Annotated in this window: 23 protein-coding genes; 13 read left to right on the top strand and 10 right to left on the bottom strand. The window is 40.3% G+C overall.

What is annotated here, in order from left to right:
* Positions 1-3: 3 nt before the first annotated feature.
* Positions 4-1,167 (bottom strand): pyridoxal phosphate-dependent aminotransferase, encoded by a 1,164-nt coding sequence (locus EL17_RS09210; protein ID WP_035072899.1) that lies wholly within the window; start codon positions 1,165-1,167, stop codon positions 4-6.
* 372 nt (positions 1,168-1,539) lie between these two features.
* Here EL17_RS09210 and EL17_RS09215 point away from each other — a divergent pair, with 372 nt between their 5' ends.
* The 10 genes from EL17_RS09215 to EL17_RS09260 all read left to right on the top strand — a co-directional run bounded on the left by EL17_RS09215 (position 1,540) and on the right by EL17_RS09260 (position 9,561).
* The gene (locus tag EL17_RS09215; protein ID WP_164675019.1) at positions 1,540-1,896 is read left to right on the top strand and encodes a hypothetical protein; all 357 of its coding nucleotides are present in this window, start codon (positions 1,540-1,542) and stop codon (positions 1,894-1,896) included.
* 111 nt (positions 1,897-2,007) lie between these two features.
* Positions 2,008-2,526 (top strand): hypothetical protein, encoded by a 519-nt coding sequence (locus tag EL17_RS09220; protein WP_035072903.1) that lies wholly within the window; start codon positions 2,008-2,010, stop codon positions 2,524-2,526.
* A gap of 210 nt (positions 2,527-2,736) precedes the next feature.
* A complete protein-coding gene (locus EL17_RS09225) occupies positions 2,737-3,096 on the top strand; it encodes a cupin domain-containing protein (protein WP_035072905.1) in 360 nt (119 codons plus the stop codon).
* Positions 3,097-3,267: 171 nt separating this feature from the next.
* A complete protein-coding gene (locus EL17_RS09230) occupies positions 3,268-4,029 on the top strand; it encodes a 3-keto-disaccharide hydrolase (RefSeq protein WP_164675020.1) in 762 nt (253 codons plus the stop codon).
* Between the two features lie 24 nt (positions 4,030-4,053).
* Positions 4,054-5,388: a Gfo/Idh/MocA family protein gene (locus tag EL17_RS09235; RefSeq protein WP_035072907.1), complete on the top strand. Its 1,335-nt coding sequence runs from the start codon at positions 4,054-4,056 to the stop codon at positions 5,386-5,388.
* A gap of 368 nt (positions 5,389-5,756) precedes the next feature.
* Complete coding sequence (locus EL17_RS09240) at positions 5,757-6,230, top strand: DUF2243 domain-containing protein (RefSeq protein WP_035072910.1); 474 nt, start codon at positions 5,757-5,759, stop codon at positions 6,228-6,230.
* A 10-nt stretch (positions 6,231-6,240) separates the two neighbouring features.
* Positions 6,241-7,053, top strand: coding sequence for a cytochrome c oxidase assembly protein (locus EL17_RS09245; protein WP_051719902.1), 813 nt, complete (start codon positions 6,241-6,243; stop codon positions 7,051-7,053).
* Between the two features lie 140 nt (positions 7,054-7,193).
* The gene (locus tag EL17_RS09250) at positions 7,194-7,388 is read left to right on the top strand and encodes a hypothetical protein (protein WP_035072912.1); all 195 of its coding nucleotides are present in this window, start codon (positions 7,194-7,196) and stop codon (positions 7,386-7,388) included.
* Between the two features lie 75 nt (positions 7,389-7,463).
* On the top strand, positions 7,464-8,894 hold the full coding sequence (locus EL17_RS09255) for a sensor histidine kinase (protein WP_035072915.1): 1,431 nt from the start codon (positions 7,464-7,466) through the stop codon (positions 8,892-8,894).
* On the top strand, positions 8,887-9,561 hold the full coding sequence (locus tag EL17_RS09260; RefSeq protein ID WP_035072918.1) for a LytR/AlgR family response regulator transcription factor: 675 nt from the start codon (positions 8,887-8,889) through the stop codon (positions 9,559-9,561). Before EL17_RS09255 ends, EL17_RS09260 begins: the two co-directional genes overlap by 8 nt.
* Before the next feature lie 141 nt (positions 9,562-9,702).
* Here the strand turns inward: EL17_RS09260 and soxC are convergent, their stop codons facing one another.
* The 3 genes from soxC to EL17_RS09275 form a co-directional block, all read right to left on the bottom strand.
* Complete coding sequence (soxC, locus tag EL17_RS09265) at positions 9,703-10,962, bottom strand: sulfite dehydrogenase (RefSeq protein WP_035072920.1); 1,260 nt, start codon at positions 10,960-10,962, stop codon at positions 9,703-9,705.
* Between the two features lie 150 nt (positions 10,963-11,112).
* Entirely contained in the window at positions 11,113-11,745 is a 633-nt protein-coding gene (locus EL17_RS09270) for a c-type cytochrome (RefSeq protein ID WP_164675021.1), read from the bottom strand.
* A gap of 323 nt (positions 11,746-12,068) precedes the next feature.
* A complete protein-coding gene (locus EL17_RS09275; protein WP_035072922.1) occupies positions 12,069-12,563 on the bottom strand; it encodes a hypothetical protein in 495 nt (164 codons plus the stop codon).
* Positions 12,564-12,882: 319 nt separating this feature from the next.
* Here EL17_RS09275 and EL17_RS09280 point away from each other — a divergent pair, with 319 nt between their 5' ends.
* Positions 12,883-13,746, top strand: a complete 864-nt coding sequence (locus EL17_RS09280; RefSeq protein WP_035072924.1) for a sugar phosphate isomerase/epimerase family protein — start codon at positions 12,883-12,885, stop codon at positions 13,744-13,746.
* Positions 13,747-13,749: 3 nt separating this feature from the next.
* On the opposite strand, the gene EL17_RS09285 is transcribed toward EL17_RS09280, so the two are convergent.
* Positions 13,750-14,331: a hypothetical protein gene (locus tag EL17_RS09285; RefSeq protein WP_051719903.1), complete on the bottom strand. Its 582-nt coding sequence runs from the start codon at positions 14,329-14,331 to the stop codon at positions 13,750-13,752.
* Between the two features lie 400 nt (positions 14,332-14,731).
* On the opposite strand from EL17_RS09285, the gene proC reads away from it, so the two are divergent.
* On the top strand, positions 14,732-15,535 hold the full coding sequence (proC, locus tag EL17_RS09290; protein WP_035073456.1) for a pyrroline-5-carboxylate reductase: 804 nt from the start codon (positions 14,732-14,734) through the stop codon (positions 15,533-15,535).
* A gap of 16 nt (positions 15,536-15,551) precedes the next feature.
* On the opposite strand, the gene EL17_RS09295 is transcribed toward proC, so the two are convergent.
* Positions 15,552-15,785, bottom strand: a complete 234-nt coding sequence (locus EL17_RS09295) for a DUF2905 domain-containing protein (RefSeq protein ID WP_035072927.1) — start codon at positions 15,783-15,785, stop codon at positions 15,552-15,554.
* A gap of 200 nt (positions 15,786-15,985) precedes the next feature.
* Between EL17_RS09295 and EL17_RS09300 the strand changes: the two genes are divergently transcribed.
* Positions 15,986-16,585, top strand: a complete 600-nt coding sequence (locus EL17_RS09300; RefSeq protein ID WP_051719904.1) for a C40 family peptidase — start codon at positions 15,986-15,988, stop codon at positions 16,583-16,585.
* A 247-nt stretch (positions 16,586-16,832) separates the two neighbouring features.
* Here EL17_RS09300 and EL17_RS09305 read toward each other — a convergent pair whose 3' ends face one another.
* The 4 genes from EL17_RS09305 to EL17_RS09320 all read right to left on the bottom strand — a co-directional run bounded on the left by EL17_RS09305 (position 16,833) and on the right by EL17_RS09320 (position 24,918).
* Positions 16,833-19,964, bottom strand: coding sequence for a glycoside hydrolase family 2 TIM barrel-domain containing protein (locus tag EL17_RS09305; RefSeq protein ID WP_035072928.1), 3,132 nt, complete (start codon positions 19,962-19,964; stop codon positions 16,833-16,835).
* 409 nt (positions 19,965-20,373) lie between these two features.
* Positions 20,374-22,452 carry a family 43 glycosylhydrolase gene (locus EL17_RS09310; RefSeq protein ID WP_035072931.1) on the bottom strand — a complete coding sequence of 693 codons (2,079 nt, stop codon included), beginning with the start codon at positions 22,450-22,452 and terminating at the stop codon, positions 20,374-20,376.
* A 33-nt stretch (positions 22,453-22,485) separates the two neighbouring features.
* On the bottom strand, positions 22,486-23,703 hold the full coding sequence (locus EL17_RS09315) for a DUF4861 domain-containing protein (RefSeq protein ID WP_035072933.1): 1,218 nt from the start codon (positions 23,701-23,703) through the stop codon (positions 22,486-22,488).
* Between the two features lie 18 nt (positions 23,704-23,721).
* Positions 23,722-24,918, bottom strand: coding sequence for a glycoside hydrolase family 88 protein (locus EL17_RS09320; protein ID WP_035073460.1), 1,197 nt, complete (start codon positions 24,916-24,918; stop codon positions 23,722-23,724).
* Positions 24,919-25,013 lie beyond the last annotated feature (95 nt).

Raw genomic sequence — 25,013 nt, forward strand, 5'->3', positions numbered from 1 at the left:
TATTTAGGCGGTAACTTTTTTGAATGTACTGACAAATAGTTTCATTTCATCCATAGTTCCCATACTGACCCTGCACCATGGTTTATCCCCTATATTGAACACTCTAATCCCCACTCCACTGTCATACATTTCTTTTAAAAATTCCTGCCCATCCATGCGGATAGGGAATATCAAAAAATTAGCAACAGAAGGTATGATCTCATATCCAAGAGCAGAAATAGAAGACATAGTATATGCTCTACATTCTTGGTTTTTATGCTTACAATCTGTCAGAAAAGCTTCATCCTTCATGCTCGCTATAGCTCCCTGAAGAGATGTGACACATAGTCCCATGGTACCTCTTACCATACTGGAGATGTTTTTTATACGCTCCGGTGTAGCCACCAGATAGCCGATCCTAAGGCCTGCCATACCATGTATTTTGCTGAATGTCCTGGCTACCATCACATCTTTACCTTCTCTTACTAAGCTTACCATCGACTGTGATGCGGGATTATCCATAAATTCCAGATAGGCCTCATCTACAAATATGGGAGCCTTCACTGAAACTTTATCACAGAATTTCTTCAGTTTGCCTGCGTCTGTTATTGAACCTGTAGGATTGTTTGGGTTGCAGATATAGACCAATTTGGTTTCCTTGTCTACTGCTTCTGTCATTTTGTCCAGGTCATGGGAGAAATCTTTCATTAAAGGAACTGGTTTCCAGCTCCCACCCATAGATTGAGCTGTATTGATCAAAGACATGTAAGCAGGGTCTGCAGAAACTACGTTACCTCCTTCTTTAAACCTGACTATGGCCGTCTTTTCCAGCAAATCTGTGGATCCTGGCCCCAGCATGATGTGATCAGGTGTTACCCCTTCTTTTTCTGCGATCATATCAATCAGGGTAGCTGCATCGCCATGCCCATACCTGTTGCCGGAGATAACTGCATTGGTGATCGCATGGACTACTTTTGGTGCCGGTCCATAAGGGTTTTCATTGGCAGAAAGCCTAGCCACTAATTTAGCTTCATCGACTACGAATTTTGGCAACTCTTCCAAAAGTACACTTTTGGATATCAATGTGGTAGTCATATTGGCATAGCCCATTAAGGGAGAGAAAGCTACCCCTCCTGCTGCTAACATACTGGACTTGATCCAATCTCTGCGGTTTATTTTTTTTAACATATTGTTGATTAATAGAGGTTTGATAGATTAAGACTACAATTGGCTTATTACATAGTGAGTTTCTGTTGGGGTCATGTTTTATCAAGTCCTTTGCTGATACAATGATTAAAAACAAAAATTTCGATTATTTCAAATACAGGGTTAAATTTATACCTTTTATTTCAATTATTATGTCAAATTAATAAAATATAGTTAAAATTTAAACCATTAAATTAAAAATATACGATTCAAATAGGTTTTTTAGTTCTAATATTCGGTTAATTATGGTTTTATAACCAGAGGGTGATTAGTAACTGTTATATGGAATTGTATTGATTTCTTTAATATTGGTGCAAAAGCTCAAATTCTGGCCTAATTTTTATGTAATTTTATATGATGAAAAATGCGAGGTTTATATCTATATGGTTGCTGTGTCTGACTATTTTAGTTCAGATCTGCCTACCTACGGCATATAAAAATGGCAATCTTGATCGGCCCCAAGACGATCTATCCATTCATCAGTCCCATCTTGGCGTAGATTATTTAAATACTGACGGGATATGTATTGAATATCTAGATACCTATTCCTCACGGATTGACTTGGGGAGTACACTTTTCTACACTTTGCCCACTTTTTCATTGGATGCATTCCATGGCAGTCGATCAGTCATTCAGTGGGTATTGACTCATCAGGTAAATCTTCAGTTTACCAAATCCGACATCATATTTCCTTTTGCTTATTTCTGGTAGATTCTATTTTATTACCCCTGTTGATTGGCAGTAAAAATAAGTTTAAACTCATAGGATTGAAGCTTTCATACAGATACGCTCAGTACAATCCTATACATCTACCTATATAACATGATTGAAATTAATTTTATAGGCTTGGCAATATCCATGGTGCTATTGTTTGCCTTTATGACACCTATAATACTTAATATTAGAAAAAACAATAAAACCCAAAAAGCACTCCTGTTGCAGATGGAAAATGCTTTCTTAAAACATGGGTTGAAAGTTCATAAGATAGAAAGCTGGAGACACAGGTATGCCATTGCCATAGACCATGAGGCCAGAAAATTAATCTTTATAAATACCGGAAGCGAACCTCAGGAAATATTCATTGACCTGAATGAGGTAAACCAGGTGATCATCCATGAAAACCATCATTTGAATGGCACTGGAAAAGAAAGCTATAAGGTAATCGATAGATTGGACCTTATCCTATTGGGGGCAAAACAGGAAAGATACAAGCTTAGCTTCTATGACAGTGAAGTCTTTTCAGATGTCCAAAATGAAAAGCCACTCCTCGATGAATGGTACGCCCATATTAAGACAATCATTCAAAATAGACCGGTCCAAAAGGCAGCAGTATTGGCCTAATTATAACGGGAAGGGTTTACTCCTTCCCTGTTATTGCTTTATACGGAAACGCTAAATCTTATTTATAACCAATAATATGATTATAGCAGGAAGCTGTTATAAGGAAAGCGCTTATCAAACATGTTCAGGTATATTGTCAATTATTGGCATTTCATATTCTTAAAAATATTAAGATGTCTCGCTATATTTAAACTTAAATGATATCTTCTTATGGAAAAAGTAAAAATAAATGAAAAGCTCAACCTATTTAGCGATCATTGGAACCCACGTATCGTTGGTGAACTTAACGGCCAACTGGTAAAGGTAGCAAAACTGAAAGGCGAATTTGTATGGCATTCACATGAAGACGAAGATGAATTGTTCTTTATTATAAAAGGTGAGTTGATAATAGAGTTTAGAGATAGGCAAGTCATACTAAAAGACAATGAATTCCTGATAGTGCCAAAGGGTACAGAACATAGGCCAGTAGCCAAAGAAGAAGTCGCTGTCATGCTGTTTGAACCAGCCACTACCCTCAATACCGGCAATCAATATGGGGAAATGACCAGAGAAAAATTAGATAAAATATAATGAAGTAATTATAATATCACCCCAATGAATGCTATTCGATCAAATTATTGAAAGCAGCCAAAATTATAGCTAAAACCATTTAACTTAATATTTTTTTTCTGGTGGTATAAGATTTTAAGCACAAATCATTTATCTTGGATGCTGATAATAAACCTCATTAAACCTAAAACTATGAACATTAAATTAACTTGCCGTATCACGGTAATCGCTGTTTTGGCAGCTTTCCCCATATTAGCGCAGCAGCAGGACATTAAACTTCCGCCAGAAGCTACTGAATTTTGGGAACCAGAACCGAGAGTAGTCACTCCAGCCAATGAAAACCATCTTCCCCCTTCAGACGCCATTGTATTGTTTGATGGCAGCAGTCTTGATAAATTTTTAGGTATAAAAGATGGGGGAACTGCACCATGGAAGGTAGATAACGGTACATTTACTGTGGTACCAGGAAGTGGGGACCTTAAAACAAAAGAATCATTTGGGGATGTTCAGATTCATATAGAATGGTCTGCCCCTGATGTAGTTAAAGGTAAAAGCCAAGGAAGGGGCAACAGTGGCCTGCTTGTCATGGGCAAATATGAAATACAGATATTGGACTCCTATGATAACAGGACGTACTCTAATGGTCAGGCCGGCAGCATTTATAAGCAGCATCCGCCTCTGGTGAATGCCATGAGGTCACCTGAAGAATGGAACACTTATGATATTATTTTTATTGCTCCTAGATTTAACAGTGATGGAATGGTCATAAGTCCTGCCAAAGCCACTGTTTTTCATAACGGCATAGTAGTACAAAATGCAGTGGAGCTAAAGGGGCCGACGGAATACATCGGTATACCTAATTATAAAGAGCATGAGGCAGAACTGCCTTTCCATCTTCAGGACCATGGGGATCTGGTAAGTTTCAGGAATATCTGGGTCAGAAAATTAAACTAAATCCTAAGCGACAAAAAAACCATCATGAACTCCAGAAGAAAATTCCTACAAAAATCATTGCTGGCCACTGCTGGGCTTAGTATTCCTTCATTTATCAATGCCTCCCAACTGGATGCCCTGGTAAGAAAAATCAGTCCAAATGATCGCCTTAATTTTGGTCTCATTGGGGCCAAAGGCATGGGTTGGTCTAATATGTCATCCTTTTTGAAAATGCCCCAGATACATTGTGCGGCCATTGCTGATATCGATGAAAGGGTATTGAATGAAAGAGCTGCTGATGTAGAAAAATTACGAGGTAAAAAGCCTAAACTATATAATGATTACCGTAAGATGCTAGAAGATAAAGATGTGGATGTGGTCATCGTCGGCACACCCGATCATTGGCACGCGCTGAACCTTATCGACAGCCTCTCTGCAGGAAAACATGTATATGTAGAAAAACCGTTAGCCAATACCATAGAAGAATGTAACCTTATGGTTAAAGCACAAGAACGCTATGGGAAGCTGGTCCAGGTAGGCCAATGGCAACGTAGCGGCTCTCAATATGCCGATGCCATTAATTTTGTAAAATCGGGTGAACTTGGCAACATACGTCTGGTCAAATGCTGGGCATACCAAGGCTGGATGAAACCTGTGCCCGTAGCAGCGGATGGAAAAGTGCCTCCGGGCGTAGATTATGATATGTGGCTGGGGCCGGCACCCAAAAGATCTTTTAATCCAAACCGTTTTCATTTTAACTTCCGGTGGTTTTGGGACTATGCAGGTGGACTGATGACAGACTGGGGAGTACATGAGATCGATATAGCGCTTCACGCCATGGGTGTCACTGCACCTAAATCCATCATGGCCTCAGGAGGTAAGTTGGCTTATCCGGAAGATGCATCCGAAACTCCAGATACCCTTCAGACTGTCTATGAATATGATGGATTTAATATGCTATGGGAACACGGCACAGGCATAGACAGCGGAAACTTCGGCTATAATGAAGGGATTGCATTTATAGGCAATAATGCCACTTTGGTCGTAAACCGAGGTGGATGGGAGATCATAGCGGAACGAAAAGATGGCAAACCACTGATAGCAGACATGTCCAGGGTCAAACCTGATGGAGCCTCAGCACTGGACAAACATACTGAAAACTTTGTAGCGGCCATCACAGCTAATGACGCCTCTAAACTAAACTGCGGTATCAAGACAGGAAGCATAGCCGCCATCAATGCCCATATGGGTAACATAGCTTACAAAACAGGTGAAAAAATTTACTGGAATGCAGATAAAGGTCAGTTTACCAGCAGTAAAGCCAATAAACTGATTAAAGCCGATTACCACAACGGTTGGAAATTACCAAAAATAAGTTAAAATTCTGCACCACAGATTGATATTGATTCATATTGAATCTATTGATCCATCTGTGGTGCTTATAAACTACATGATTTTTTGAATAGATTAAATTTTTTATAATTAATTAATTTAAATCCCATTCAGCTTAATTAACTATTGGTACTTTTATAAAGTATATAATTTATTATAAATTTTTATAATTTTTAGAACTGGTACATATGAAATATTTCATACTATTCTATCCTAATAATACCAGAGCAGTCCGTATTAAATATCTATATCATATTTAAGATAATTGTTAAACTTCATTTCTGGTTTTTATGCTTTTTTGTATAAATTGCAATTATAACAATTCCAATAATTTTTAAAACTATATATACCACATCATGCATAACCAACACAAAACACCCAATCCTACAAAATCACTATGGGGTGCTGTCCTGATCGGCATAGGCGTAATGGCTGCTGTAGATACCATAATTTTTCACCAAATCCTTTCATGGCACCATTTCTACGATCTATCTACCACTGAAGTGGCGCTTTTGAGCGATGGGATATTACATTCAGCCGAACTGATAGCCCTTGTAGCGGGATTCTTTATACTCCTGGATTTAAGGAGAAATAAAGCAATGGTCAAAAAACGAGCATGGGCGGGATATTTTTTGGGAATGGGAGGATTCCAGCTTTTTGACGGCCTTATAAACCACAAAGTCTTAAGGCTGCACCAGATCAGATATGTGGACAATGTGCTGCCTTATGATATTGTGTGGAATGTCACAGCCCTTGTTTTATTGGCCATCGGTACCTATATATATTATGGTCATGAGCGGCATTTGTCTGGATTAAATAGCACTCAGTAATCCGAATGCCATGCATGATCACCCCTCACATCATATGCCCCCTGCATCCATCGGAGATTGGATCCCGCTTGTTATAATTGTTTTTGTAGGGTTATTATACAGTTTTGGTTGGGCCTATGTTATCTGGAAAAAAAGAAACTGGAATTCAGCTAGGGGCATAAGTTTTTTGATAGGAACTTTGCTGCTATTTATAGCCATGTGGCCAGATTTGGTAAAGTGGGCACACCATGACCTTAGGGGACATATGGTGCAGCATTTACTGATCGGCATGTTTGCTCCCATCTTTTTGGTCATGGGGGCACCGGTAACCTTGGCACTCAAAACCTGTTCAAAAAATATAGCTGAAGGAATTACCTATTTATTGCGGAGTTTCTTTTTTCATATTATCAGCCATCCACTGACCGCTATGTTTCTGAATTTAGGAGGTATGTATGTGCTTTACCTCACACCTATCTATAATGCCACCATTGAATACCCCATACTGCACCATGCCATCCATATCCATTTTCTGATGGCAGGATATCTGTTTACATGGGCTATCATAGGACCAGATCCTGCTCCTGCCAGGCCAGGACTGGTTACCAGGTTGGCGGTCTTATTTGCCAGCATTGCTGCCCATGCTTTTTTAAGCAAACTGATGTATGCGCATCTCTATCCACTGAACTCTCCCCATGGTAAGGAGGAGATACAGGAAGCCGCTAAACTAATGTATTACTGGGGTGACCTATCAGAATTCATCCTGATCATCATACTTTTTGCGCTTTGGTATTATAAGCGGGGACGTCCGGGTTATGACCTTTCTCCACTGCTGAAGTGGAGTTGATTCCCTATCTGAGTATTGTAACATTTATGTAAGGGATTTTTTTGATCATCCATCCCATACTTTTAGTGATTCGTCACTTTTTATTGTTGGCTTTCTATTCCTTGCTTACTCTTGTATAATCATTAACAAATAAGGAAAAAATGAAAACTTTTGGCCATAAACATAAAATGTACCTGATCATCTTTTGTGGTCTGATCTATAATTTATACCTGTACCAGCAGGAAAAGCCTTCAGCAAATGAACCACACAAACCGTTAATAAAAACGGTGACTATGACTGATCAAATTAATCTGAAAGATACTTCTGCTACAGAATACTTAAAATCACTGAAATAAATACCAACTTGTACTCCGAAAACATCGCCTCACTATACATTGGAGATGATGTGGCTTCAATTATCATTACTTAATATGAAAGAAAAACCATTACCATTCAAGCAGATCGAATGGTGGCTGATGTCCATCCTGTTCTTGATCATCATACTTACCAATATTTTAAATATCAACTTTGATTATATTTCAAGGGCTTCCGAAAGTGTCGTATTCAGGCATATAGCTAACATAGTTATCCCTCTGACCTTATTTGGTGCATTCTATTTTATGCATATGAAAATCATCCCAAACTTTTCAAGGGATGGTAAAAAGGCCAAACTCATTATCTATTCCTTGTTGGTCTTCTTTATTTCAGTGATCATTTGCACCACTTTTTATATCGGTGCTGATTATGGTGACCATCCATTTATGCCATTTTATTTTTCTACAGTGGCCTTATACCTCTCTTATTTCATCTTGGTATATATCTATAACAAAATCATCATAGCAGAAGATATACGTGATTTTACCATATACAACATCATAAGGCTTATTACACTATATGTTCTGGTAATGGTTTTTCTATTCCGCACTCAAAAATTCCATCAGGACTTGGTGCTGATCCTATATGCTATGGTCATACCCGCTATAGTGGCTGTGGTAATATATAATTACTTCCTTATTTATAATTATAAAAAAGCTGGAAGAAAGAGTGAAGCTAGAGCTTATTACTGGCTGTTAGCTTCACTCTTTGCTACAATTTTTATTGTTATGGCGATCAATATACGATCTGGGACTGCATTATTGGTAGGCATAGCTGTGATTATTGTCATGATATTTGTCATTATTCCGGCTTCCAATGCCATGTTTGCTAAATATGATAAATTTTTGGGCCAAATCAATACCCTATCCGTAAAGGTAAACCAGGGAACAGCCAATATGGATTTTCTCCGCTCCCAGATCAATCCCCACTTTCTCTTCAATGCCCTAAATACCCTATACGGAACAGCCCTGCAAGAAACCGCAGAGCGCACAGGAGAAGGTATACAAAAACTGGGAGACATGATGCGATTTATGCTGCATGAAAACAATCAGGAAAATATTCCAGTGGAAAGAGAAAAAGAATATCTGGTCAATTATGTGGACCTGCAGATGCTGCGGATCAAAGATCAGGAAAATATCGAAATCACCTTCAATCGAAACGAGGCTGCTATCGGAGGTATGATAGCCCCCATGTTGCTGGTGCCCTTTGTCGAAAATGCCTTTAAGCACGGTATCAGTTTTCAGAAGAAATCATGGATCAAAATCAGTCTGAGATGCCTGGACGGTTCGGTTCATCTGGATGTAAATAACAGCATCCACCGAAAAGACCAGGAAGATCCCGAATACAAAGCTTCAGGAATAGGATTGGAAAATGTGCGCCAACGCCTAAAACTTTTGTATCCAGATGAGCATGAGCTGATCATAAGAGAAAATGACCTGGAATTTTTTGTACATTTATCTATTAAATATAAAAACTTACATGCTTAAAGCTATTGCTATAGACGATGAACCCATGGCCCTGGAGGTGGTAAAATCCCATGCAGCCAAAGTGCCCTTTATAGAACTAAAAGCAGTTTTTACAGATGGCATCAAAGGACTGGAATACCTGAAGGAAAATAACATCGACTTGCTGTTTCTCGATATTAAGATGCCGGATATTTCTGGGATGGAACTGGCAGCCCTTATCCCTAAAGAAACCATGGTGGTATTCACCACGGCCTATTCCGAGCATGCTGTCAAAAGTTTTGAATTGGATGCGGTGGACTATCTCCTTAAACCATTCCACCTGGGCCGTTTCCTCAAAGCCTGTCAAAAAGCACAGGAACTCCATGATCTAAGATACGATACAAAATCCGGTTCGGTGTTTATCAAAACAGGTTACGACCAGGTAAAGGTGAATTTTGAAGAGCTGCTGTTTTGTGAAGCCAATGGTAACTATGTCACCTTTCACCTGTCCGATGAAAAGTTACTCAGCCGAATGACCCTGAACGAGGTAGAAAACCTCCTGCCAAAGGGTTTTGTTAAGACCCACAGATCATTTATTGTCAACAGCTCCAAAATAACCAAAATCGAGCGCCACCAGGTTACTTTAACCAATAAAACCGCTCCTGTAAGCAGCACCTATTTTGAAGCCGTATTAGAAAAAATAAATTAGTATAATTGGGCAGCGTGGATGATGATAGCTTATGCTATTTCTTAAAAATAAAAAGCTATTTTAGACCAAAAGCTGATTATTACTGTGTATGTTTTCTATGAAGCTTACAGGCAGCAGCAACCTGTGTTTCAATTCATTTCTTTAAAAATCATCATTAAACAAAACCCTTCCATCACGCTTTAATATCCACCCGGTCACTGGATTGAAATGGTAACGTGTATTTTCACGAACAGCCAGTAGCTGTTTTGGCGTGGGCTGTACATATCCTGTCTGATCTACAGCTCGGCTCCGTATTTCTGTTTCCCTACCATCCCACTTCCAAAGATACCTGAATCTGACATGAGCTTTATCCAATACAGGTTGTTGGATCACAGCTGGATTCCAGCTTTTACCACCATCAGTACTAATATCCACACCGATGATAGCCCCCCTGCCCGACCATGCAAGACCTTTTATTTCTATATATCCCTTTTCTGCACGCTGGGGATAGGATGGATAGGTAATGATAGATCTGGCATCCATTTCGAGGCTAAACTGTCTTACCTTATTGCCTACCGGTTCGGTATATTTTGAGGTTTCCTCCCTTGTCATAAAAGGCGCATCTGAAAACTCAATTCTCCTTAGCCATTTCACTGAAATATTACCTTCCCAACCTGGTAAGATTAGCCTTAACGGATATCCTTGCTCTGGCCTTAATGCTTCTCCATTTTGCGCATAAACGAGCATACCTTCCTTTATCGCCCTATCCAATGGCACACTTCTGGTCATGACAGCAGCATCTGATCCTTCCGCCAGAAACCATTTTGCCTTGGGATCTACACCCACTTCTCTAAACAGTGTGCTCAGCATGACACCTGTCCATTCACTTTGGCTGGTCATTCCGGCCACTTGCTGGGGACTCAGGTCCTCCCGACCACCCTGATAATTACCTGAACATTCCAGAAACAAAATCCGGCTAGTGGAAGGAAACTTCTTCAGATCCTTCAGCTTAAAAACCTTTGGCTTAGATACCATTCCATGAATGAGCAGCTCAAATTGATTTGGGTCAATTTCAGGAACACCGCCATGATGTCTTTGAAAATGCAAATCAGAGGGTGTAATCATCCCATGAAAATCCTGTATAGGAGACCGTGAAGAGGCTGGCAATGGAAGAAGCTTAAGGTTTTCGTATACCGACCTACTACCGATTTCCCCCGGCGGTAACCCCGGCAATTTTGTTGGATCCGATATGCCACTGATATCCATTTCGGATAAGGATGTCTGCACCGTACCAAAAAGCGAGTTTTTGATCAAGAATGTAGCCGCAACAGCAGCTCCTCCTAACAGAAATTTTCTGCGATTGCTAGATTCTAGGGTAGGTAATGCCTGCTTAGAATTGGGATTTTTGTCACCCTCCTTCATTTGTATATTTTTTTTATCGTCATTATTTGTCAAGTACCATAGGTCAGTATGAAAGCTTTTATATTCCCCATTACCCCAGATACCTATAGAGGAGAATTTGTTCTGAAAGCCGGTTTTGTCAGGTTCGACTTCATCTTACTTTCATGATGTTCAATAGGTAGGGTTACTTCCAGCAGTTCTATCATCTTTGACAAAGAATTTCTTAGCTGGCATCTCTATTTTGGGTAAAGATTCTGGACCGATCACTTTACCCTCATCGATGATTTGATTCTTGAACAGTAAATAGGCAGTCAAGCTATACACTTCTTCATCCGAAAGTGAACCCGGTGCATTAAAAGGCATTGCCCTACGGATATAATCAAATATGGTAGTACTGTATGGCCAATAATTTCCAATGGTCTTTCGTATGGTTATATCTTGCTGAAATAATGATTCAGTTCCTATCAGTACATCCTCAGGGCCTTCTACTCCATTCGGGCCATGACAAGCCGCACATTTACCGGCATAAATCGTCCTGCCTTCAGCTACTGTCCCTGATCCCTGGGGCAGCCCTGTTCCATCTGGTTTAATGGCTATGGAGAGGCTGTCTATCTCTTTTTGGCTAGCCGGTCTCCCCCATCCAAAGCTATCTGGCCAATCTGAACGGTCTTCATATATGGTTTCATAAGAATCTTCAGGAATACGGTAATCATTATTATTTTCCACATCGCTGGGCGTATTACAACTTATGATCACCAAGAGCAAGCATAAAAGAAGTAGGTGCCCATTTATTTTTTCTATCATAACGCTATCATAGTACTCCTAAAACCCTCATAATATGTAAGAATTTTTACCATAACATTTCCTATGCTCCGATTTATTGACTGAAATAAGATATCCTCCAAATGTCTTTGGCTGTAAAGGTTTAAATTTTATTTTTAATGCAGCAGATACTTTTTCAAAAACCTGGCAATTTAACTTCGGTTGTTGTCGATTTATATATGTCCTACGTAACCCTCATATGTATTGGGTCCATAATTTCAGCAATGAACATTTATATAAATAATTCCTAGGTTTACAAACCCATCAAAGGTAAACAATTAGGCATCAAGCTTTCTATTATTTCATTAAAATGCATATCCCAAAGAAACCTGAGGCCAAAAAGGCAAAGATCCAGTCCTGTCAAAAATAGGGGCCAAACCCGCTCGGAACATTAGTCCACCATCCAGCGGCTGATACCTATAGCCTAAACTTAAGGTAGCGCCAATACCAGTAGCCCGATCAAATTCACTCCTGGATATAGCTCCTTCTTCCCCGGTTCCTATAGCAAGTATGGTGGCACCAATCCCAAATTCGACATAATGGCCAGAATAACCTAAAAGATAATTCAATACAAATGGAACAGATGTGATATTTACACCCTGGACGGAAATAAACCCAATGCCACCTCTTCCGCCCAGACCATTGGGTCCCGGCCCAAATCTGGTATCATAATTTAAAGAATAAGTCAAACCGTTTCCAAGTCCTTCTATAAACAAAGCCCTATTGGCCTGCAGCTCTTGGGAGAAGCAGCTCAGTGTAGAGCAAATTAATATCAGTAAAGCTACTGTGCACCCTTTCATATTTTTATCGATCTTTTAATAAGCTCATGTGCTTTGACAGCTTAAATTTAGATAATATTTCGAAAATTTAATTTATATTGAACTATTAAAACCAATAACATACAATAAACCCAACAAACAATGATTGAAGGCAAAAAATACATCTCCCAATTTATCTAAAAGGTTTGGTTTTCTTAATATCGTGGAGTTTTATCTCAATTTAAAAGGTATTAACTATATAACCTTTGACTAAAATTCAAATAATTTAGAAAGCATGCTTTTCCCACTCAGATAGACCACAGCACAATAATTTAAAGGCTACTAAAAAAAATCCAATCCAATGACCAATAGAAGAGCATTTCTAAAATTTTCGGGAGCACTGGCATTAGGCAGTATGTTAAATCCATTATCCCTACTTGCCCAGCCAAAAAGAGCTGAAAAACCCATAGGGTTACAGCTATATTCACTCAGGGATGATTTTAAATCTGATCCAAAAGGCACTTTAAAAAATGTAGCCGATATAGGTTATAAGCATCTGGAATCTGCCAGTTATACTGATGGCCAAATATATGGTATGGCTCCTACAGAATTCAAAATGTATATAGAGGACATAGGACTTAAGCTCCGAAGTGCACATTTGGGTGGCCCTAGATATGTTCCTGAGAAGAAGGAAGAGTCCATAGACTGGTGGAAAACAGCCGTAGCAGATCATCATCATATGGGAGCATCATACATTATCAAACCTTCTATGCCCATACCTGCTACATTAAAGGAACTTGACATTTGGAATGACTATTATAATGCTATAGGTGATATTGCCCAGGACGCAGGTTTACAATTCGGCTTTCATAATCATGCCCGGGAGTTTGAGAAAATTGAAGGTGAAGTCATGCTGGAACACATGATAAAAAACACCAATCCCGCTACAGTCTGTTTTGAACTGGATGTGTACTGGTGCAAAAAAGGCGGGCAGGATCCCGCTACATTTATTAATAAACACGCAGGTAGGTTTCCTTTGCTCCACATCAAAGATGAAAAAGAACTGGGAGAAAGCGGGGATATGGATTATCAGCCGATATTTGAAGCTGCCTATAAACAAGGACTGGACTACTATTTTGTAGAAGTAGAACAGTATAATTTCGAACCTTTGGAAAGTGTAAGACAGAGTTTTAATTACCTCAATGAAGCACCCTATGTATTATAAACACTAAAATGCATAGCCAAAACTTACTCCTAACCATAATGGCCAAAATCCATTATCATTGAAGATAGGGCTTATATTGATTCTCCAGGTAAAGCCTCCATCAATTGGTATTTTTCTATAGCCGATATTGAATGTACCCATAAGACTGGGGGAACCATTTATGTCCAGTATAAAACTGGTTTCATCATTTGGGGATATAATATAGTTGTTGCAAATAAAATTTCCATTCTGGTCATAATAACCATCTGAACAATAACTATAAGACGCTGTTTTAAAAGCAATCAAGGTAGCCCCTGCCCCTATTTCAAAATAATGAGGTGCCTTTCCAATAAGTTTGTTGGCCATAATCGGCAGTGAAAAAAAAGAATCCCCGCCTGAAAGGGCATATCCTCCAGCTCCTACCCGCATACCCCAGGAATCCACTTTTTCCTTATCAAACCGGAAATCATAATTAAAAGAAAAAGGTAAGCCTGCACCTCCCAGTTCTACATAAACAGATTGGGTAGGAATTTTTTCTTGGGCCGTTGCCGTAAAAACCGGAAATAAAACAAAGCCAATAAATGAAATAAGGAGTCGCTTGATCATTTGTATTTTCTAATATAACCAATATCCAATGTAGGAAAAATGCCTGTAATACATTTCAAATCATAAATAATAATTTAAATAGCAGTGACTATACCATACAAAGGAAGTGAGGCCTTATAGATAGGAAAAGGATATCAAAGTATTATAAGCTTTATAGCTTTATCGAAGCTGTTGAAATGTTTTAAAAAAACATTAAGAATGTATTCAAGCATGATTCCATAATTAATTGCAACTTATTCATAATTAGATAACTTTTTTTATAACTTTATCCATTATCTACCCTGTTGTTTATCTATATGGTAATTTACAGTAAAGTGAAGTCATAATTTTTGCTAAAAGTAGATAGGCAATTGGCATTAGTTTATAAGATTTAATACCTATAGAAGTAAAGTAGAAAATGATAATCAATGATTTGAAAATAACCATCATCGGATGTGGCAATTTGGGAACATCCATAGCTCATGGTATACTGGAAATGGAAGGTTTTCAGCCTCATAACCTACAAGTAACTAAAAGAAATCCTAAAAATCTGTTACCTCTGCAGGATATAGGGGTAAGGGTTCATGCTGAAAATGCCATAGCTGCCGAGGCTTCTGATATCATTATCCTTGGTGTAAAGCCATATAATGTAAAAACGGTACTAGCTGAGATAAAGCCTGTGATCACACCCGGCAAGCAGACCATTGTGTCACTTGCCACAGGCATCACATTAGATGAGATATTAGCAGAATTGGAACCTAATACTACTGTCTTTAGGGCCATGCCCAATATAGCTGCGGATATCCAGGAGTCCATGACCTGTATCTGCGGGCGAAATGAAAGTCCCTATCATACCGAACAGGTGAAGCACCTTTTTGACAGCATTGGCTGTTCTATCACTATAGATGAATCGCTGATGGAAGCGGCTACTGTTTTAGGAGCATGTGGTATAGCTTATGTCCTCCGGTTTATGCGCGCTATGACCCAGGGTGGGATACAGATAGGATTTGATGCCAAGACAGCCAGTACCATTGTAAATCAGACTGTAAAAGGAGCAGCAGAGCTGATGATCAAAAAACAGATACATCCTGAAGAAGCGATAGACAAGGTCACTACCCCTAAAGGCTGTACCATAGTGGGATTGAATGAAATGGAACATCAGGGCTTCAGTGCCGCTTTGGTAAGGGGGGTGCTGGCATCCTATCAGAAAATAGAAAAGATATAAGATCTAGCCTATAAAGCTATCCACTGAATTTTCTCCATAAAAACAATATTAAAGTAAGCAAAACACTAATGAGAATGCTGGTGCCTAACGGGAAATAAAGAGAAAAATTTTCCCGCTTAAACACCATATCACCGGGCATGGACCTAAAATCAGTAAATCGGGAAAGGCTCCATACTACCAGTCCCCCTATGATCAAAAGTACTCCTGCATAAATCAAAATTTTAGCTAATAAAGGGAGACCGTTATCCATACAAAGATTTAGTTAAGATTTAACTCCAATAATATGGTATTAATCATAAACTCACAACTCAAATCATTTTACCAAATGCTATTGGATAGGGAAGTTTATTAAAACGATTAAGGAAATTCTTAAAATATGTTAAAATTTTTATTTATTGAACTAAAATTTCCAAGAAAAGCTTTTACAGACTTCATCATCAAAAAGGGGGAATGAATAAAAAAGCTATAAAACGGTTTCTTAATTTATTTAATTTTTCAGTGGCTGTAATATTGTTGACCATATTGGCCCAAAATATATCACAGGCTCAAAAATACCGGATAGGACCTTCTAATATTTCCGGTTTTTCATTTATAGATACCCTACATACTGATTCCAAGGTAGACTCAATGATAGACTATGCCCTTTCGCTGGAGGGTATTCCTTATAAGTGGGGTGGTAAAACGATGAAAGGATTTGATTGCTCCGGATTCATTTATCATGTTTATAATAAATTTGAGATAGAGGTACCCGGCGGATCTGCCAATCAATATCAACTCGGAGAACCTGTTGCTGAAAAGGATATCCAAAAGGGTGATCTGCTGTTTTTTACAGGAACAGATAGGAGAAACAAAAGGGTCGGTCATGTAGGCTTTGTGATTTCTACAGAGGATGGGATCAAGTTTGCCCATAGTTCCTCTGCTGGCGGCGGCAAAGGGGTAACTGTAAACGATCTGGACCATCCTGGCTACCGCAAGCGCTTCTTAGGGGCCAAAAGATTGATTAATCCCTCGGAGGACAATTTCAATATAAGCTATAACGGGGTGCTTTAATGCATGTAGATAAAAGTATTCCTGAAAAAATTAAAACTGATAGTTGTCCCAAATTAATATTTATTAAATGGTGGCCTATGCTGAATCGGTGGCAATTTGGTTTTAATCTCGAATAGATTATCAAAAACCTGTGGATAATCAAAACCAATATGATAGGCGATTTCACTTATTGTCTGGTAAGTAGTGGATATAAAAACTAAGGGGAAGCATCATAAGACACCTCCCCATAACCTCAATTCATTTCAAATCAATTTACCTCTTCAGCTACCGTTTTTTCATCTATGATGCTGATGATATATCCATATGAATAACTTTTATCGGAAAGCCGGTATTGCTGGTGGGGCATAGCTCCCCAACTGTTGTCGCCTCCCAGTCCGCGCTGTTCCAGATCTATATGAAGGAATATCCTGTCCTGCGGACGGATATCGGTAGGGTGTTGCTGCTTTTTGGTCAGTCCTGGATCAAGGTCTTCCACAGATACATTCAGTGCACTGAAATTGAGAGCCTGAAGCCCCTGTATCTGTAGACCCTGACCTTTTGCGTTACTCAATCGGAGCCAGCGGGTATCGCTTTTATTGCCTGACTCCTGTGGCCTCATGTAATCCCAGTAAAACTGATTCTCCACCTTGTCTTCATAAATGCCGACGAAAGCAGAAGTCTTCCTGTCCCGATAGTTTTCCCATGGCCCTCTTCCATAGTATTCCAAATCTTCTAACTGGCCTGGTAAAATCATTCTCATGCCGAACCTTGGCAGTTCAGGAAGCTCACGTCCATTCATATCCAAACTGGCTACTATTCTTACTGATCCATTATTTTGGATAAGATAGTCTATCGTATAAGGTGCATTTATGCCTGTCAATTCCATTTCTACTTTGATAGGCAGTCCGTCATTGGTCACCTCTCCAACCTGCACATTTTTCACTTTTCTATTCTCATGTGCTGTCCGCCATATGCCGAGCCTAACAGGCATATGATTACCGAAATCATTGTCGGTGGGAGCTCTCCAAAAGTAAGGCTGCGGAAATTGCTGGATCATTCGCTGACTATCATTATCCAAGCCTAGACTTCTGATTTCCCCTTTTTTGAGATCAAATTCACCTTTTACATTACCACTGGTAAAATGAAGTATATCGTTTTTCACCTCATGTGTAAGATTGCCTTCTGCAGCAGATGCATCTGCGAAGTAATCTGATGATGTAAGTTTGAATTGCTCTCTGGCTATTTCATGTCCGGATGGGATCATCTCCGTTTCCTCCATGGTATGGGCATATACATTTAGAAAGTATTCTCCTCCGTCATATTTCGGCAGTCCCAGTTTTACTGTTTTTGATTTGTTTGGCGCCAGATCTACTTTAAATTCTCCTACCTTATCTACCTTTCCATTTTTAACCAGCTCCCAGGAGTAAGCATATCTGGCGATATTGGTAAATCCGAATTCGTTCTTTACCGTCAGAGATCCATTGTCATAATCAAATTTTATATCTTGGTACACTTTCTTTACTTCATAGATACCGGGATGGAGGGTTCGATCAGGTGCAATGATTCCATTGGCATTGAAGTTTTCATCATTCTGAAGGTGGAAGCCACCAAGATCTCCCCCATAGGCCCAGAATTTTTTGCCATTGGTATCCTCGGTCAAAAGTCCCTGATCCACCCAATCCCAGATAAAACCGCCCTGCATGTGTTTGCTGCTGTTGATGATATCCCAGTATTCCTGAAAGTTTCCGGTGCTGTTTCCCATGGCATGGGCATACTCACACATGATATAAGGCCTTTGTTTACTTTCATCTTCAGCATACTTTTTCATATTGGATAGCGAAGGATACATAGGGGCTACTATATCTGTATTTGCTGCTTCTCCGGCTTGTTCAGACTGTACCAACCGGGTATTGTCCCGCTCCTTTACCCAATTGTATCCTTCAAAAAACACCGGTCCGTTACCCATTTCGTTACCCAGGGACCAAATGATGATAGAGGGATAGTTTTTTCCCCTCTCCACCAATCTTTCTATTCTGTCCAGGTGTGCAGGAGCCCACTCCGGCAGGTAGGCAGGATGCTTAGATTTGTCAAACGTACCCTGCCACTCTGCTCCCATGCCATGGGTTTCGATATTGGCTTCATCTACTACATAAAGTCCATATTCGTCACACAGCTCATACCACCTGGTATCATGGGGATAGTGGCTCATCCGCACAGCATTGATATTGTTTTGTTTCATCAGCTGAATGTCCCTGATCATGATATCCATATCTGGTACATGGCCAAGCGTCTCATGGTGCTCATGGCGGTTTACTCCCTTTACGATAAGGGGCACACCGTTTACCATCAGCTGGGCATCCTTGATCTCGACTTTCCTGAATCCTGTCTTATTGGTAACCACATTCAGGACCTCACCTTTATCATCCGTCAGCGTCAGTACATATCTGTAAAGGTTGGGGGTTTCTGCAGTCCACTTTTGTACCCCTTTTACCTCACCATTGAATTTCACCTCCTGATCAGCACCGGATATTTTTTGCTTTTGGCTGAAGACTTTACTTCCGGCTTTGTCGTAAACGTCAAATGAAAGACTGCCAGCACCCGCATTTTGGCCAAAATTTCTTAAGGTTATTGTTCCTTGTATAATTCCGTTTTTATAGGCTTTATCCAGATCAGCTTTGATGAATAAATCCCAGATAGCTACCTTCGGCATGGCCTGCAAAAATACATCCCTTTCAATACCGCTTAGTCTCCAAAAATCCTGGTCTTCCAGATAGCTACCGTCATGCCAGCGAAAAACCTGCACTGCCAGCAGGTTATCACCCTGCGTCAGATAAGAGGTGATGTCAAATTCTGCGGGTGTTTTTGCCGCTTTGGTCATTCCCACTTCCTGACCATTTACATAGATTTTGGCATAGCCGGATATGGAACCGAAGTGTAGCATTACTGCTTTATCATCCCAGCCATCGGGAAGGCTAAATGTTTTTCGGTAACTGCCAACAGGATTGTATTCATTGTCCACAAAAGGTGGATTGGCAGGAAAAGGATAGGCTACATTGGTATAAATCGGTATATCATACCCCTTCAGTTCCCAGTTGGAAGGCACTTCCAGCTCATCCCATTCACTGTCATTTAACTCTGTCCTATAAAAATCTTCAGGTCTATCCGCAGGTTTCTTCACCAGACTAAACTTCCAATTCCCATTTAAACTTTGGTATAAATGATTGTGGTTTTTATCATTATCTATAGCTTTATCTTCAGCATCATAGCTGATAAAAAATGCCCTTCCCTTTTCCTTGTTACGGTCAAGGATAGTGGGGTTTTCCCATTCATTTTTCTGTCCTTGAGCACCAGCAGACCATGTCATACCCATCATCAATAAACCTATTATATATTTTTTCATCTGTGTGATTGTTTTACTAAAATCTATTCCGGTGACATCTACTCCCCATTCTTATTTATTTTCTTCTTACCTCGTACTTTATCTAACAATTTTCAGCTATCTGTTTTGAAAGAAAGCCTAGGCTGTACCGCCCCCATCCTTAGCCAAAACATTTAGATTTTACACATTTTATTTATTTTAAAGGATCATGCTTTGATGAGGTCCCTTTTGCTACCCCCTCTACCCTATGTTCCGAAGCTAAATCAAGATCACCAGTCATCCAACATCCTACAAATCAGTCTAACTTCCCTCCTCTTACCTTTCACCTTTTGCCAATTAATTATTCACATCTATGTCGATAGCTTCCGTACTTATGTGACAGTCTGCAGGCCCTTCCGTCCAACTCTGACTTTTATCGCTATATCACTGCCTAATCCACGCTCTCAAACACATCTACCGGCAATATCCTGCCCTCTTCATCAAACCTCATCGGTGAAATAGCGGTTTCTCTATTATAGCCATTTCCGTCCGGAACCCTGAATCGGTGATAGGCGATGTACCATTCATCCTTACCTGGCACCTGTACTACAGAGTGATGGCCTGCACCTTCTATAATGCCCTTCCCTTTGAGCACCGGATTATCGGCAGCCTTGGTAAATGGACCCAAAGGAGAATCTGATGTGCCATAGGCTACCGAATATCTCGGATCTCTGGTATCATATTCCGACCACATCAGATAATATGTCCCGTTTCTTTTAAATACAAAAGCACCTTCATTATATCCTTCCGGTTTAAAGACAATCACTTTAGATTTATCAAATGAAATCATATCATCGTTAAGCTTTACCATATGACATTTACCCTGTCCCCAATAGAGATAAGCCGATCCATCATCCTCTACCAATACCATGGGGTCTATCATCTGATTGGGAAATTCTCCCCTTGATACCAATGGCCTGCCCAGAGGATCTATAAAAGGTCCGGTCGGACTGTCAGCTACTGCTACTCCTATATTCACATCTGCAGAGAAATAGTAATAGTATTTTCCATTTTTTTCGGCGATGGCGGGAGCCCATGCCCGCTCATCTGTCCAGGAAATGTCTTTCTTTAGATCTAGAATTACCCCTTCGCTTTTCCAGTTTTTAAGATCTTTGGAACTCCAGGTGGTAAAGGAATGGGAAGCCCAACCTTCATATCCATCGGTAGTAGGATAAATATAATAAGTATCTCCAAAGACAGCTATATGCGGATCTGCGTAGACATCAGGCAAAACAGGGTTGTTTTCTCTCTGAACACCCACCTTCACTTGCCGGGAAATCCCTTCAGGAACTTGGATAGTATAATCAACAGCCCCGCCGGAAAAATCCTGTGGGCCCTGAGGACTGATGCTCAAGCCTGGCAAAACTTTCAGTTTGGGATCTAAAGAAGAAATATCCGCTCCATCCTTAGCAAGAAGTTTTGCTTCTCCTTTTTCTATCTTTACTTTATGGGTTTTCAATTCCCCGGAAGCAGCTGCAAGGAAAGCAGCGCCTTCAGGGATTCCAAAAGTTTTTAGAAGCCTGGCAGTTTCATACTGCGTTATAGGTAATACCGATCCATGACGAGGATGAAAATCCATCTTGATCTGATCATCCACTATGGTGAAGTTTTCCAGATCGTTGCTTTCAGTAAACTGATAAGAACCTTTTTTGTAGACATCATACATCAGGATATATTTATCTGAATCATTCAGTTTAAATATGCCTGACCCCTCCACCGCTTCCTTGGTCTGGTGAAGATACCGGTCCTGCATCACATAGCCTTCCGTAAGCTGATCCGACACAGCTTTCTTTATTCCGTCACCATGGCCTTCAGTTTTGAAAAAAAGATGGTATTTTCCATCATGGTAGACAATGTCTCCGTCTATAGTCGATTTCATTTCAGGGTGATAGAAAAGTTGCTTTGGTTCTGTGGCGAGTCCGGTAAAGTCATCATTTGCATAGGCATAATAAATGATGTCCGGCTCACCTGCGAACTGCATCGACCAATATAACATATATTGATCGACCTTTGGGTCATAGATCGTCTGTGGTGCCCATACCCTTCTGACCTCTCCGAACTTGTTGGGGAAAACTTCCGGAATTTGTACTTTAGAATGGGCCCAGTTTACCAGATCGGTGGACTTCAGCATCACCATCCCGGTGTTTTGCCAGCCATCATTAGGTACATAAAGATCCGTTAGGACCATGTAAAAGGTCTTTCCGTCATTTCCTCTTAAAATATGGGGATCGCGCACTCCTCCCTGCTGGCTGATACTATCGGGATGTATGACCGCTTTATGGTCATTTAATCCATAGTAGGTAAACCCATCTTTACTGATAGCATAAAATACAGCCTCCTCTCCCGGTCCGTTTCCTATAAAATAGGAAAAAAGATAGGCCTCCGGCTTCTCTCCCTGTGCCCAGGCACCGGTACAGAAAATAATTCCAAGCAGTAGTAAAATTGAAATCTTATTTAATTTTTGTTTCATTTTATTAATATTTTTGAAGCTTTTAAGCGTTTCTTATTCATAGCTCACTTCCAATGGCTGCTGTAATCTTCTACTGAATTCCTTCAGATAGTTGTCCCAGGAATTAGCATCAATGAAGTGTCCACTCTGATCCCAGGCAAACCCGGCATAATAAACAGCTTTTCCGTTATTTACATCTGTCATTACGAGTAACTGGCTGCCATCCCGGTAATCCACCCGATGATCTTTATATGCCTGGACCACCTTGGGATCTACTACTATCCCCAGACCAAGTTGCGATCCGTCCATCGGTTCCCAGTACCTGAACCATCCTTCATCCGGAGATGTCTTAACTTCTCCTTCTTTATCATGCAGGCTTATGCCTACGGTAAGGTTTGGTAGCATATGACCGCCATCCAGTAACACTTCACTTCTGTACAAATGGCTTCCTAGATCCAGGGATATGTGTTTGGTTTCATTAAACCGGACACCATCCACTTCCCTGGGGGCATAAGTTAATTCAAAGACTGTACGGATAGGTCCGTTAACCAGTGTTTTGTGAGAAATGAAATTTTTGGAGATGTGTAGGGAATCATCTATCCATATCCCTACTCCGCCTATTCCTCTACTCGAGCCAACATGGTATGGATCATAACCTTCCCCATGGTCTACGTGGTAAGAGCTGTCCCTTTGCAAGTGTTGGGCATACCATTTATCTATGATGGGATAGTCCACCTTTTTCAGCCAGGCATCTACGCCACTGGACAGTGTGCCTTCCGGAAGTTTATTTTCTGCCCGCCGCTGCGCATCAGGACCATAGGTTCTGAATGCCACCCGGTCATTTTCCCACGCATAATCATCAGTCCTTTCAGGAACAAATCTCGAATAGGTACTCTTACCGATTTGTGATACATCTTCTCCTACTTCCTCATAAGTCAAAAGAAATCGTCTGTTTTGGTTTGGCAGCATATCCACCTGGAATAACAAAAGGTCAAAGTTCCCATCTTCATCTAGATCCATTAGTTGACTGAGCAGTATGGCTCCGCTATCTGCGTCTTTTACTTTTAAATCTTCAGCATTATTATTACTTAAATCAAGTCCTGTCCTGCTTAAATCTACCTCTACTGTTTCGCTTTTTCTTTCCATATCCATAGTGTTGGATACATTGATGTATTTACCCTCCACAGCTGATTCCTGACAGGATAAGACCACCATTGTCAGTACCAGTAAACATAAGTAAGACCTTAGATTATAATTTAAGTAAGTTTTCATAATATATTGATATTCAATTTATTTTAAGGCTTTATATCTTTTAATAGCTTCTATAAAATAATAGTCACCATAAGTTAAAGGAGTGTCCACTTCTGTGTTTTCAGGTATATGGCCGACACCGTGCTTTAGCAGAAAACCTCCATTGGTATTAGGCTCTGCCAGGTATTCGGAAGAGGCCAAAGAAGCGAGCATCGACTCTGCATCACTGATGTACCTATCTGATTTTTCCTGTCCCACATACTGGGACAGCTCGAGCAGTGCCGATGCCAGAATTGCTCCTGCAGAGGAGTCTCTTAATGCATCCGGAATGTTCGGTGCATCAAAGTCCCAATATGGAATTTTATCATCCGGCATATTAGGGTGATTAAGGACAAATTCTGCAATATTTACCGCTTGATCAAGGTACTTTTGGTCATTTGTAAATCGGTACATTACTATATAACCGTATAAACCCCAAGCCTGACCCCTGGCCCATGCAGAATCATCTGAATATCCCTGGGCAGTTCTCTTTTGGTTTACAGTTCCTGTTTTAGGATTGTAATTGACTACATGGTAAGAGCTGTAGTCCTCTCTAAAATGATTCTTGATGGTATTATCCGCGTGTGTGATGGCAATATTATAATAAGTGCTATCGCCCGTCTCTTGGGTAGCCCAGAAGAGCAGCTCCAGGTTCATCATGTTATCGATGATCACCAGGTAATCTCCTTCTTTAGAATCCCATGATTTGATCACACCTGTGGTCTCATCAAAACGGGTGCTGAGAGATTGGGCGCTTTGGACCAGGATATCCCTGTATGCTTCCTTTGGTGCTATTTCTAAAGCATTGCCAAAGCTGCAGAACATCATAAATCCCAGATCGTGGGTAGTGGTATTGTATTTTTCTTTTTCCAATACTTCCATAATCCTTTCAGCTTCTGAAAGCAAGGCTTCATCACCGTTCTGATCATATAGATAAAGTAAGGAACCGGGATAAAAGCCACTGCACCACCAGCCGGACCCAGAGGTCTCCAGCCTGTCCTCGCTGGCATGGTAGGTTTTTGGGAAACGGGTTTCAGGCAATAGGTTCTTCATATGGTGGTACTGCACTTCGCCCCGCTCCAGTGCATGATCCAATTTGGTAATCAAATCGTCCTTCTGGCCCACCATGTGGTCCTGTTGGCATGCAGACAATAGTAAACTTCCTGCTATACACAGGTTTTTAAAAAGCTTTTTCATCAGTTTATATTTTGTTTTTTGTTGATCAGAACTGCCTACCGGCAGACAGGTGGGATCTCGCTTGTTTATAATCATCCCGGTCTATGAGATTTTTC

Source organism: Anditalea andensis, assembly GCF_000714815.1.
Classification (GTDB): Bacteria; Bacteroidota; Bacteroidia; order Cytophagales; family Cyclobacteriaceae; genus Anditalea; species Anditalea andensis.